At 42.6% G+C, this 12,840-nt stretch carries 13 protein-coding genes; 10 read left to right on the top strand and 3 right to left on the bottom strand.

Features of this window, described 5'->3' with window-relative positions; all coding sequences use genetic code 11:
- Positions 1–53 precede the first annotated feature (53 nt).
- The 3 genes from CDG76_RS08820 to cutA are packed head-to-tail and all read left to right on the top strand — an operon-like array spanning position 54 to position 2,269.
- Positions 54–905 carry a hypothetical protein gene (locus CDG76_RS08820; protein ID WP_094348647.1) on the top strand — a complete coding sequence of 284 codons (852 nt, stop codon included), beginning with the start codon at positions 54–56 and terminating at the stop codon, positions 903–905.
- Positions 906–926: 21 nt separating this feature from the next.
- On the top strand, positions 927–1,931 hold the full coding sequence (locus CDG76_RS37175; RefSeq protein WP_094348646.1) for a transposase: 1,005 nt from the start codon (positions 927–929) through the stop codon (positions 1,929–1,931).
- Positions 1,932–1,936: 5 nt separating this feature from the next.
- Positions 1,937–2,269 carry a divalent-cation tolerance protein CutA gene (gene cutA, locus CDG76_RS08810; RefSeq protein WP_094348645.1) on the top strand — a complete coding sequence of 111 codons (333 nt, stop codon included), beginning with the start codon at positions 1,937–1,939 and terminating at the stop codon, positions 2,267–2,269.
- A 133-nt stretch (positions 2,270–2,402) separates the two neighbouring features.
- On the opposite strand, the gene CDG76_RS08805 is transcribed toward cutA, so the two are convergent.
- Positions 2,403–3,344 carry an ADP-ribosylglycohydrolase family protein gene (locus CDG76_RS08805; RefSeq protein ID WP_094348644.1) on the bottom strand — a complete coding sequence of 314 codons (942 nt, stop codon included), beginning with the start codon at positions 3,342–3,344 and terminating at the stop codon, positions 2,403–2,405.
- 87 nt (positions 3,345–3,431) lie between these two features.
- A complete protein-coding gene (locus tag CDG76_RS08800) occupies positions 3,432–4,373 on the bottom strand; it encodes an ADP-ribosylglycohydrolase family protein (RefSeq protein WP_094348643.1) in 942 nt (313 codons plus the stop codon).
- Between the two features lie 394 nt (positions 4,374–4,767).
- On the opposite strand from CDG76_RS08800, the gene CDG76_RS08795 reads away from it, so the two are divergent.
- The 7 genes from CDG76_RS08795 to CDG76_RS08775 all read left to right on the top strand — a co-directional run bounded on the left by CDG76_RS08795 (position 4,768) and on the right by CDG76_RS08775 (position 11,853).
- Positions 4,768–5,307 carry a porin family protein gene (locus CDG76_RS08795; protein WP_094348642.1) on the top strand — a complete coding sequence of 180 codons (540 nt, stop codon included), beginning with the start codon at positions 4,768–4,770 and terminating at the stop codon, positions 5,305–5,307.
- A gap of 238 nt (positions 5,308–5,545) precedes the next feature.
- Complete coding sequence (sir, locus tag CDG76_RS08790) at positions 5,546–7,462, top strand: sulfite reductase, ferredoxin dependent (protein WP_094348641.1); 1,917 nt, start codon at positions 5,546–5,548, stop codon at positions 7,460–7,462.
- A gap of 88 nt (positions 7,463–7,550) precedes the next feature.
- Positions 7,551–8,258 carry a 16S rRNA (uracil(1498)-N(3))-methyltransferase gene (locus tag CDG76_RS08785; protein ID WP_094348767.1) on the top strand — a complete coding sequence of 236 codons (708 nt, stop codon included), beginning with the start codon at positions 7,551–7,553 and terminating at the stop codon, positions 8,256–8,258.
- A gap of 68 nt (positions 8,259–8,326) precedes the next feature.
- A complete protein-coding gene (locus CDG76_RS08780; RefSeq protein WP_094348640.1) occupies positions 8,327–9,391 on the top strand; it encodes a tetratricopeptide repeat protein in 1,065 nt (354 codons plus the stop codon).
- Positions 9,392–9,518: 127 nt separating this feature from the next.
- Positions 9,519–9,929, top strand: coding sequence for a VIT domain-containing protein (locus CDG76_RS39375; RefSeq protein ID WP_317616123.1), 411 nt, complete (start codon positions 9,519–9,521; stop codon positions 9,927–9,929).
- Between the two features lie 35 nt (positions 9,930–9,964).
- Positions 9,965–10,159: a hypothetical protein gene (locus CDG76_RS39370; RefSeq protein WP_317616122.1), complete on the top strand. Its 195-nt coding sequence runs from the start codon at positions 9,965–9,967 to the stop codon at positions 10,157–10,159.
- 23 nt (positions 10,160–10,182) lie between these two features.
- A complete protein-coding gene (locus CDG76_RS08775; RefSeq protein ID WP_317616121.1) occupies positions 10,183–11,853 on the top strand; it encodes an after-VIT domain-containing protein in 1,671 nt (556 codons plus the stop codon).
- A 1-nt stretch (position 11,854) separates the two neighbouring features.
- On the opposite strand, the gene CDG76_RS08770 is transcribed toward CDG76_RS08775, so the two are convergent.
- Positions 11,855–12,433: a hypothetical protein gene (locus tag CDG76_RS08770; RefSeq protein WP_094348639.1), complete on the bottom strand. Its 579-nt coding sequence runs from the start codon at positions 12,431–12,433 to the stop codon at positions 11,855–11,857.
- Between the last annotated feature and the right edge of the window lie 407 nt (positions 12,434–12,840).

Genomic DNA, 12,840 nt, shown 5'->3' with positions numbered 1-12,840 from the left:
ACATTCCTTTAACTCAAAATACTGCCAGAGTGCATCTACATAAGTCTTGTCCTATGAATAACTCTTACGAGAATTCGTTCCTTTCTAAATCTATTTTCAACACTCAGAACATTGTCTTAGCTAATATTGGCTGGGCTGTACTGGCACTGCTATACTTTTTGTTGTTTAGTGCCAAAGTTCCCGGAGCCGATGGCATAGAAAGCCGAGCTGAGTGGTATGTGATTGGCACAAATATTTTTGAAGCTTTAGCTTATTTGGCTGCCGGTATCTTATGCTTGAGGAACTGGCTGAGTCCACAAATCGTCAGTGGCCGGAATGTTTGGCTCTTAATTGGGCTAGGTATGCTTTCTTATTTCGTTGGAGGGATAATTTTCGGCTATACCGAAATAGTTTTAAAAGATGAACCGGATGTGTCTGTAGGCGATATATTTTTTGTACTGACTTATCTATTACTTGGCGCAGGCATGATTTTAGCTGTGGCTTCCAGGCGAATCAATCTGGAAAAATGGCAGTGGCTAATTGTGTTAGCAATTGCAGTATTCGGTAGTTTGTTGGCATGGTGGATTTCTATGCAACAGGAAACATCCACGGAACTGCTAGTCGCTATTTTGAACTGGTTTTACGTAGTTAGCGATGTGGTTCTGTTAATTATTGCTACCACTCTGCTGCTAGCCTTTTGGGGAGGAAGAGTTTCCCAGTCTTGGCGAATGATTGCAGCGGCGGCCTTTTCGCTTTACATTGCAGATATGTGGTTTAAATACGCCCAAGGCCCCAATTATCAAAGTGGAGAGATATTAGAAGTGTTTTGGGTGTTTAGTGGAGTGTTATTTGGTATGGGCGCTGCCTTAGAATATGACGCATCACTAAGACGAACGCGGCGTACCAGCACAAGAAAACGAGCTTAGTAAGGATTTTTGGTATCTACCGTGAGAAAATTAACAGACTCTGACAAGCAAGAAATTCTGAAGTTATATCGAGAGACTGCCGAAACAACCTCAACTTTGGCAGACCGCTACGGTGTGAGTAACTCGACAATTAGTCGCCTGCTCAAAAGTACTTTGCCAGAGGATGAGTATGAATACTTAGTCTCTTTAAAGCGGGCTGCGAGAACTCCTGAGGGAAGGGCACAGGTTAGCTACGAGCAGTTACCACTGCTGACTCAACCTGAGCCGGAGATAGAAGTTCCACCCATTGAAAGCCCACCTTTGGAAGTGCCAAAGGTTGAGCCACTACCACGTAAGATAATTCGTGTAGAGCAGGAACTTTACTCAGAGGAAACGGCGGAGTCAATCGCCGCTAGTAGACGGGTGCGGCGACGCCCCTCGGCGGCGGAAAAACCGAAACTCCGAGTCACATCTGAGAAATTAGAAACTCCAGAGCCAAAGCCGCCGGAAATAGTCAGCATCTCCATCCCGCCTCTAAAGGTTGAACATCCAGGAGCAGCCGTCATCGCGCACATGCTGGGCGAAGATTTGCTAGACGAATCAGAGGATTTGGATGATTTAGATGATGATGATTTAGAGGATGACGATTTTGAGGAAGAAGACTTTGATGATGATGACCTGGATGAGGAAAGACCTTTAGTCACAAAACGCAGACCAGGTGAAGCATCAGTTCAAGTTTTGCCTCTGTCTGTAGCCAATTTGCCGAAAACTTGCTATTTGGTAATTGACCGTTCCTCAGAATTAATTACCCGGCCTCTGAAAGACTTTGGTGACTTGGGGCAAATTCCCAGCCTGGAAACTCAGCAAAGAACTCTGCCGGTGTTTGATAACCATCGTGTCGCCAAGCGCTTTTCTACAAAGCGCGATCGCGTGATTAAAGTTCCTGATAGTAAAATGCTCCATAAGGCTCGTACTCATTTGCAAGCTAAAGGCATCACACGGCTGCTGATTGATGGTCAGGTCTATTCCTTGTCTGCGACGGTTTAGAGGTCATGGAGACACCTGCTGAATATGGTGTGGTATTGGTGACAGCTGGCAACATCCAGGAGGCAGAAGCAATTGCAAATGCTCTTGTGGAAGCTAAACTCGCTGCTTGTGTGAGTCTATTACCAATCCACTCAATTTACACTTGGCAAGGAGAAGTGCATAAAGAGCAAGAATGGCAATTACTGATTAAAACTGATTTGGCGCAATTTCCGGCAATGGAGGCCAAAATTAAGGAACTGCACTCCTATGAAGTGCCAGAAATTATTGCTTTACCAATTGTTGCCAGTTCTCAAGCCTACTTACAGTGGATTTCTCAGCAAGTTAAAAGTAAAGAGTGAGGAGTTAGGATTTTCATAACTCCTCACTCTTTGTATAATTTAAAATTACAAACTAGTGGTCTGTGCCATTGAATTTGAGAGATAAGCGAACGCGGTTCCTTTCTTTACCCTTCAAACTTTGCTTGATGGACTACTAGCTGTAAACAGCCCTTGCAAAACGCTCTGCCAAGTTAATAATGTCCTGCTTACGAGCAATCTGGTTGAGCCATTGTTGAGGAATATTTTCCACTCCGTAATAAATTCCGGCCAACCCACCAGTGACAGCGGCGGTAGTATCTGTATCTCCGCCTAAGTTGACAGCTTTCAGTACCGCTTCAGAATAAGACGAGCTATTTAATAAACACCATAAAGATGACTCCAAGGTATCAATCACATAGCCACCAGAATTAATCTCTTCTACTCGTATCTTGGCAATCTCACCACTAAAAACTCTGCCAAAATGCGGCTTCTCTAATAAAAATTCCTGCACAGAATAAATTGTTTGGATGTCTTGCAATCCTTGTAAATAAGCTGTTTGCGGGTCAGCCCCTTCTAAAAGCGCCACTGCAATACTAATATAAATGCCACAGGCTATTTGAGAACGGAGATGAGCGTGGGTAATGGAAGAAACTTGATGTACTCGTGCAATCAATTCATCCAGAGATAAACTTTTGTGACAATAAGCCATCGGCAAGATTCTCATCAAAGAACCATTGCCATTACTATTCTCACTACTACCACCTGCTTTCACGGGCAGAGTTCCTTGTTTCCAGTTCACAATTGCTAAAAATGTGGTGTTACCGATATCAAATACTTCGCCTTGAGCAGTCCAATAACTTTCGTGATACCAGCGCCAGAAGGAATTAGCAATCGCATCCAGTGAAAATCCCTCACAAAGACATTCTGCCAAACAAAAGGTCAGCGAGCTGTCATCTGACCACGTACCAGCAGGAACATCCCAAGTTCCATAACCCAGCATCGATGTGACTGGAGATTTTACTCGTTCAGCGCGGCTAGTGAACTCCACTGGCACACCCAACGCATCACCAATACATAAACCCATCAAACCAGACAACGTTTTTGCAGCGGTTAGCATTGTTCAACCAGCATGAAACTTTTCTACAACTAATTTTACTTGCGAAAAGCTGCCGATCAAACGCTTGGTATAATTTCTAATTCCAAACTAGCTGTAAACAGCCCTTGCAAAGCGCTCTGCCAAGTAGATAATGTCTTGTCTACGAGCAATTTGGTTCATCCATTGTTTGGGAATATTTTCTACGCCGTAGTAAATTCCCGCTAACCCACCGGTGACAGCAGCAGTAGTATCGCTATCTCCGCCTAAGTTGACAGCTTTCAGTACCGCCTCAGAATAAGACGAGCTATTTAATAAACACCATAAGGATGATTCTAAGGTATCAATTACGTAGCCACCAGAATTAATCTCTTCTACTGGTACTTTGGCAATCTCACCACTGAAAATTCTGCCAAAATGCGGCTTCTCTAACAAAAATTCCCGCACAGAATAAATTGTTTGAATATCTTGCAATCCTTGTAAATAAGCTGTTTGCGGGTCAGCCCCTTCTAAAAGCGCCACTGCAATACTAATATAAATGCCGCAGGCCATTTGCGATCGCGCATGAGCATGGGTAATCGCCGAAACATCATGCACCCGCGCCAACAATTCGCCTAAAGTGAAGCTTCTGTGACAATAAGCCATTGGCAAGATTCTCATTAAAGAACCATTGCCATTACTATTTTCAACCTTACCACCTGCCTGATGGGGAACAACTCCCTGCTTGAGGCGCATAATTGCTGTGTGGGTAGTTTGACCAATATCAAAGACATCGCCACGAGGAGTCCAGTAAGCCTCCTTGTACCAGCGCCAGAAGGAATTAGCTATAGCATCCAAGGAATACCCTCTACAAAGGCATTCTGCCAAGCAAAAGCTTAAGGAACTGTCATCTGACCAAGTTCCTGGTGGTTGATTCCATGTGCCATAACCCAACATCGTTGTCACTGGAGATTTTACTCGTTCAGCACGGCTAGTAAACTCTACTGGCACACCCAACGCATCACCGACACATAAACCCATCAAACCAGACAACGTTTTTGCAGCGGTTAGCATTATTCAATCTCCACGAGAATTGCTCAAAATTAACTTTATAGATTTCCTCTATAGCTTGTTGCAACAGATGTTACAGCCTACTTTTTCATCATCTTTGAAAAGCTCGGCAAAAATTATTAATCGGGTATTTTATTTACCATATCCCGACTTAGTTTTAGTTCCAAATATTGTGACAGTTGTAAAAGCGTCTATCGGGGGAACAAACAGCCAGAATTGAAAGACATTGAGATGTAATTATAACAGCTTATTTATCAATTCAAGGGATAGTTATCCTGTAAGCGTTATACATTAGCAACAACAGTTTTTTAATAAAAGTTGGGAATCATTTGGAACATTATCACTTTATTTTCGACCTGGAATATACAAGTAAAAAATACAAAATTTGGTAAAAATTATGAAACGCTTACTCAAGTCTTTCGTGACAATTTCTGCATTGTCTTCCTTAATAGTTGCTCCTTTTGTTCTATCAGCTGGCCAAGCTTCTGCTGAAACTAAAAAGGGTACTGATGCTAGTTATGTTGGTGCTGGTGTTGCAGCTGGCGTTACCAGTGGCGGACAAGGTATCAACGATGATGCCACATTTGGTGGTAATGTCACAGGCCGCGTGAAATTAGGAACTACGCCGTTTTCTGCACGTGGTAATGTCCTCTGGAGTGATAAAACAAGTGCCATAATTCCAGAACTTTCTGTGGATGTGCCTATCGCTAATAGAACTAACGCCTATTTAACTGGTGGTTATTCTTTTGTAGAGAAAGATGGCTCACCAACTCCTATAGGTAACAGAGATTCTGTAGTGGTAGGTGCTGGTGTTGAATCGGAAGTTGCTAACAATTTCCTCGTCTACACTAATGCCAAAGTCGGACTTGGTGCTTACCAAAATAGTGATGCTTCTGCTGTTAGCATCAATGGTGGTATCGGTTATCGCTTCAAATAAAAGATTATTGAGTCCTCAGTCAGTTTATACTTTACTTAGTACTCAGGACTCAGCACTAAAAACTCACTACTCCCAAAAGCTGGTTTTGCTAAGTATTACATCACTAACAAAGCCGGCTTTTGCCGTGTTAAAATTAAATCATTCCTCATTATTCCGGCCGGATTACCGGGGATCAAGTAGCCGAAGGGTGCTGATTCGGCGTCTACTAATGCTTTATTGAGAATACTATACAAGTCTAATGGTTAAATCTGCTCCTTCCCCAATCGCTAGCCGTAAGCCTTCCAAAGTAGAAGGGATCAAGGAAAATAGTAATTTTTTGCGTGAACCTGTAGCAACTGAGATTCTTCAAGACACTACCCATTTTACTGAAAATGCGGTACAGCTTTTGAAGTATCACGGTTCTTACCAGCAGGATAACCGCGACAACCGCACCAAGGGACAGGAAAAAGATTACCAGTTTATGCTGCGGACAAAAAATCCGGGTGGTTTAGTACCGCCGCAGCTGTATCTGGCTTTAGATAAAATCGCTGATGAGTATGGCAACCACACGTTACGAGCAACTACCCGTCAAGGTTTCCAACTGCACGGTATTTTAAAGAAAAATCTTAAATCAGCAATTGCCACGATTGTCAACAACCTGGGTTCGACTTTGGGAGCTTGTGGTGACATTAATCGAAATGTGATGGCACCACCAGCCCCCTTTAAAAATCGCCCAGAGTATCAGTATGCTTGGGAGTATGCCCAGAATATTGCTGACTTGCTGACAGCGCAAACAGGTGCTTATTACGAAATTTGGTTAGATGGGGAAAAAGCAATTAGTGCTGAAGAGAACCCAGAGGTGAAGGCGGCGCGACAGCGCAATGGGAATGGCACAATTATCCATGACAACGAAGAACCGATTTATGGCACGTACTATATGCCGCGCAAGTTCAAAATTTGCGTGACTGTGCCAGGGGATAATTCGGTAGATTTGTATTCCCAAGACCTGACTTTGGTAGTAATTACCAATAAGAAGAAGCAATTAGAAGGATTTAATATTTTTGCTGGTGGTGGTTTAGGTAGAACCCACGGTAAAGAAGAAACTTTCGCTAGGTTAGCAGATCCCATTGGTTATGTGGCGAAGGATGACGTTTACGACATAGTGAAAGCGATTGTTGCTACCCAGAGAGATTATGGCGATCGCACCGATCGTCGTCATGCCAGATTAAAATATTTAATCAACGATTGGGGCGTAGATAAATTCCGTACCCAAGTTGAAGAATATTTTGGTAAACCAGTTGAAGCCTTCAAACCACTACCAGAGTTTAAATATTACGACTTCCTCGGCTGGAATGAACAAGGTGATGGCAAGCTCTTCTTAGGAATTTCCATTGACAATGGTCGAGTAAAGGATGAAGGTTCGTTTCAACTGAAAACCGCCTTGCGGGAAATTGTTGAACAGTTCAACTTACACATCCGTCTGACAGCCAACCACAACCTGATTTTTTACGATATCGAACCAGATAGCAAGGAAGCTATTCAAGACATTCTCAGCCGTCACGGTGTCGGAGACGACCCTAGTAAAATAGAACCTTTAGTGCGGTATGCAATGGCTTGTCCGGCTTTACCCACTTGCGGCTTGGCAATCACGGAATCAGAACGCGCAATACCGAGTATTTTGGAACGGATTCGCGCTCTGTTGGATAAACTAGGTTTACAAAAAGAACATTTTGTGGTAAGGATGACAGGATGCCCCAATGGCTGCGCTCGTCCTTACTTGGCAGAATTGGCTTTTGTCGGTAGCGCTCCAGAATCTTACCAATTATGGTTAGGGGGTTCGCCAAATCAGACTCGACTGGCACAACCTTACACAGAGAAACTGCACCATAATGACTTGGAAAGCTTCTTAGAGCCGATATTTGTTTACTTTAAAAAATCTCGGAAATCTAAGGAAAGCTTTGGTGATTTTTGCGATCGTGTTGGTTTTGATGCCATCCGCGAATTTGCTGCTAGCTACGAACCCCAAACAGCCAATGGTACAAGTAAATCACGCCATCGGGTGAACTTGAAAGAAGAGGTTTATAGCAAGTTGAAGGAAGTAGCAGAAAGCCAAGGTAAGCCGATGACTCAGTTAGTGACTGAAGCTCTAGAAGCTTACTTCCAGAACCTTTCGTAAGTCAAATAAATAACTGAACCATGAATGGACACAGATGGACTTATCTGTGTCCATCTTTGATTTGATATTGTCTCAATTCCAAAATCCCATGTCTCAACTGCAAAGAATTGCGATCGCACCCTCCCAACTCCAACAAGGACAAATTTTACTCACTAAAGAACAACAGCATTATTTGGGGCGTGTGTTGCGTTTGCATGAAGGCGATCGCTTTATTGCAATGGATGGTAAGGGAAAATGGTGGTTAGCGCAGCTTGCAGGAGAACAAGCACAGGTTTTAGAACCACTTTTAGTAGAAACAGAATTACCTGTATCGATTACGCTGATGGTGGCGTTGCCCAAAGGTAATGGATTTGATGAAGTGGTGCGGTGTTGTACAGAGTTGGGAGTAGCTTGTATTGCACCAGTATTGAGCGATCGCACTTTACTTCATCCTAGTCCTCAAAAGCTCGAACGCTGGCGGCGCATTGCTGCGGAAGCCGCCGAGCAATCAGAGCGCTCTTTTGTGCCGACAATTTTAGAACCTGTTGCTTTTAATACTGCCGTTACCACCAATCAGACAAGTCACCGTTACATTTGTGAGGCTCGTGGTGAGTATCCCCATTTAAACAAAGTGCTGAGTAGCATCTCTAGCGAGATTGTTATTGCGACTGGGCCAGAAGGGGGATGGACAATACAAGAAATTGAGAATGCGAAGTCAGTTGGATTTCAACCTGTTTCCCTTGGTCGCCGCATCCTGAGAGCAGTTACAGCCCCAGTAGTAGCATTATCCTTGATTACCGCAACTTGTGAAGTATAAATGATTTATAGCTCACGCAAAATTACTTTTGCGCGAGACATCACTCCAACGTGTATTTAAAGTAAGTGATGATTGAGCAAGTTGCGATCGCCTTTGAGCATAAAGACTATAAAACAGCAGCTAAATTACTCAAACAGCTGCAAAAAGAATCACCCGAAAATCCTTGGGTGCAATATTATCTCGCTCGGCTAAATGAAGTATCTGAAAAGCGCCAAGATGCAGAAAAAATTTATCGGCAACTGCTGCGAGATACAAGGAACGTCAAAATAGTAACGCTCGCACGGCAAGGTTTGCGACGGCTGCAAGAAGTGGAGCTAGAAGAAAGACAAAGAGCTATTTCCCAAGCAAAATCTGAACCAAATAACACCGAACTTGGCGTACTAGTTTTAGAGCCACTCAGTACCGAGATGAAAACAGAAGCGTCTCGAAAATTTGCTCAGATTATGCAGATAGACCCCTATACTGCACGATTAATACTGCCAAGTCGTGGCTGGAGATTGTACCGCACTGGCCAAGTAGGAGAACTAAAATTTTATGGAAAACAGCTACAGCAGGCTGGTATTCCTTGCTTTTGGGCAACGATAGCGCAAATTCAGCAAATTCAAGTTTATCAAGTCAAACATTTCCAAGCATCTACCCCACAAGCTACTGTTGTTTGTCGTAACGAGGTAAATCAACTTGGTTCTCTCACCTTTGACTGGTCAGAAGTCACAGCAAGAGTAGTAGGACTTTTGCCCATTTTTGAACAAGTTGTAGATGTTGATGCCCGCCGTAAACTGGAATGGAAAACTCAAACACAAGACTATGCTCAGTTTTGTGATTTACACATACCTGGTAGACGTTCCATTCTCCGACTTTATGATAACGGCTATGAATTTCAGCAAGGGTTAAAAATTATTCCCCAAGCTAGCCACAATACAATCAGAATTAATTGGAATAGTTTATCAAGTTGGATTGAGCAACAACTTCCTCAAGTCAAAATTTGGTCAGATTTCACATCTTTTGCAGATACAACATTAGATCAAACAGAAATGTTGAGTCATATCAAGTCTCACATTGAACTGTTTCGTAGGGAACAGACTAATTGGGATTCAGCTTTTCATTTGTATAGTGGACTGGTGTTTGTTAAATAATTCGTAATGACGCTCCTGCGGACGCTCGAGTACTCGCTACCGCTTCGCTAACGCTAACGTAATTCGTAATTAAGTTACTTATTACCTACTTTAAAAAGTAAGTTCACAAATAAAATAGGAGTTTTCTATGAATACAGTAAGTGTTAAAAACCTACAGTTAGGGGGTTTGTATGTTCAATCTCCTCAAGCAGATCAACTAGTTTTTCCGCTCAAGCATACAGAAGTTATCGCAAAAATTGCGGGTAATTTATCACGAGTTGAGGTTATCCAAAGCTTTGAAAACCCCTTCACACAGCCTTTAGAAGCTGTGTATATCTTTCCGTTACCCGATGAGGCTGCGGTGGATGACATGGAAATTAAAATAGGCGATCGCATCATCAAAGGTAATATTAAAAAACGTGAAGAAGCTGTAGCTATCTACGAAAAGGCAAAACAAGAAGGACGCACCGCCGGACTTCTAGAACAGGAACGAGACAACATTTTCACCCAATCTCTGGCGAACAAATTGATGTCACAATTCGTTACACCGAAAGTTTAAAATTTGATGCGGGAAACTATGAATTTGTTTTCCCGATGGTAGTGGGGCCAAGATATATTCCGGGAACGCCGATGGATGGTAGCGGTGATACAGACCAAGTTCCTGATGCTTCTCGCATTACACCGCCTGTAGTCTTAGAAGGAACGCGCTCGCGTCACAATATTAATGTCACAGTCAAATTGATGCAGGTTTGCCAATTTCGGAAGTGCGTTCTCCTTCCCATCAATTAAAAATTGAACACTCAGGTCAAATTGTGCGGATTCAATTAGCCGGAGAAGATACAATTCCCAACAAAGATTTAATTCTCCGCTATCAAGTTTCTGGTAAAGAAACTCAATCCACAGTATTAAGCCAACCCGACGATCGCGGCGGACATTTTGCAATATACCTGATTCCAGCTTTGGAATATTCCACTGATGAGATTGTCCCCAAAGATGTCATATTTTTGGTGGATACTTCCGGTTCACAATCTGGCGATCCGTTGCAAAAGTGTCAGGAATTGATGCGGCGATTTATCAATGGGTTGAATCCCAATGATACTTTCACAATTATCGATTTTTCCAATAGAGTCAGACAGTTATCGCCAACACCTCTGCCGAATACACCAGAAAATCGTACCAAAGCGATCGCTTACATTAACAATTTACAAGCTGATGGCAGTACAGAAATGCTCAGTGGCATTCGTACAGCCATAAATTTCCCTACACCAACCGGAAGATTACGCAGCGTTGTACTCTTAACTGATGGCTATATCGGCAACGAAAATGAGATTTTAGCAGAAGTACAACAGCACCTCCAACCAGCAAATCGCCTTTATAGTTTCGGTGCTGGTAGTTCAGTTAACCGTTTTTTACTAAATCGCATCGCCGAAATTGGCCGGGGAATATCTAGAATTATTCGTCATGATGAACCCACGGAAGAAGTTGCCGAAAAGTTTTACAGGCAAATTAACAATCCTGTACTCACAAATATTCAAATTTCTTGGCATGGTGACACAGAGTCGCCTGTCATTTACCCAGCCATAGCGCCTGATTTATTCAGCGAACAACCATTAGTTTTGTTTGGTCGCAAAGAAGATAGAGTCAGCGGTAATCTGCAAATCTCCGGTATTGCTGCGGGTGGTAAGCACTACGAAAAAACGTTTAACCTCATATTTGAGGAAACAGTAAATCTTGCTGTGGCGCAGTTGTGGGGACGCGCTTGTATCAAAGATTTGATGAATCAAATGGTGAGTTTTGAAACTAAAGCTGGTGTAGAAGCAGTTACAGAAACTGCCTTAACTTATCAACTGCTTTCTCAATACACAGCTTTTGTGGCTGTCAGCGATGACGTGCGGGTTGAACCAGGAAGCGAATATATGTCTATGCAGATGCCAGTGGAAATGCCGGAAGCAGTTAGTTACCAAGGAGTGTTTGGCAATGCTCCTGCTGGTGGTTTTGCGGGTCAAATGGAATTCTTAACCTTATCAACACCAGCTTCAGCAGAAGCTCCAGATTTTCTTCGGCAAAAGCGATCGCCACAATCTCCAGCAGCCAAAGAAGTCGAGATATCTTTGAGCTTTGATTTAGAGGAGATGGAACAAGATGAAATATTAGACGCAGCGATCAACCATCAGTTAGAGGTTATCAGCATCACTGGCTTGGATAATACAGAAATTGCTGATCTAACCCGACACCTTCAGCAACTAAACTTTCCTTCAGGCTTCAGTGGTGAAATCGTCTTTGAGTTCACCGTCAAGAAAGGTCGGGTAGAACGGGTAGTTTTGGATCAGGAAAACTCTACCCTAAAAGATCCAGTTGTAGTGGAGAAAATTAAGCGATCGCTCCTACTTTGGAGAGTTCCTCCATCTACCACTGGCAAAGTTATCTTAACCTTGCATCTTCACGCTGAATCTATAGAGACCGTAAATTTACGGTCTCTATGAATTATTTAGGTGTTTTAATCTGACGTGCCATATCTAGATAAGCACTCATATTCGCGCCTGGACGACGACGACCATTAGAGCTAGTAGTGGAAGGAGCAAGATATTTTGGTGCAAAGGTTGTTTCAGTTGGCTCTTCTTTGAGTACTTTGGCTGCCGCCGCTTTTGCTTTTTTGCCTGGTTCAATTTTAAGACCTTCAGCAGTCTGCACTAGTTGAACGTCGGCTGGTTTGGGATTTTTAGCTGATTTTTCCTTAGCTGGTTTTTCCTTAGCTTTAGACTTAGCTGCGGCGGTTTTTGTTCCATTCAATGAATCTGGCTTGGATGAAGTTGGTGCTTCTGATGTAATCGTCTCTGCTACTTTCTTAGCATTCGATGCAACTGTCGATGTAACTGTCTCTGCTACTTTCTTCGCATTCGATGCTACCTCTTTAGCAGCATCTTTGGCAGCATCTTTGGCTTCGTCCAATTCTAAGAAGTAGCCGTTGCTTTTTTTCTTCCCTGGTAACAGTCCGGTAATGAAACCCAAAATACCGCCAAGAAAACCCTGAATACCTGAAATTAACTTTTTGATAAAATCCATTACAATTACTCCTGCCTTTTACCTTTTATATTTGTAACTCGAACGTAATTGTTAAAAATTACGACAAAATGTTACATTATCTACTTGGTGTCACCTTGCTCTGGTGACAACCCTTATAGGCTTGTGCTTAATTAACATTGTAGTAAAACCACAGGGCAAAATGTTCTATTGCAAGCATTTGCAACCTGCATACACCGAGAACTAATTATTAAATTTTACTGTAGCTAAGAGCAAGATTCTGAAAGCAAGCTTTACAATAATTAACATTTCTTTGTTTAGTAAATACCCAATTGAAGTTAAACAAGCAGTTTACTCTCACCCAGTCAGAGGAGTGTCATAGCCTATTGGCAGACGAACGGATTAATTTGTAAAACTTTATACAAATTCTCTTTGGAAGCATTTCAGTT

Origin of the sequence: Nostoc sp. 'Peltigera membranacea cyanobiont' 210A (assembly GCF_002246015.1) — a bacterium.
In the GTDB taxonomy this organism is placed as follows: domain Bacteria; phylum Cyanobacteriota; class Cyanobacteriia; order Cyanobacteriales; family Nostocaceae; genus Nostoc.
The sequence above is the reverse complement of the archived record's forward strand: the minus strand, read 5'-3'. Positions and strand labels throughout refer to the sequence as shown.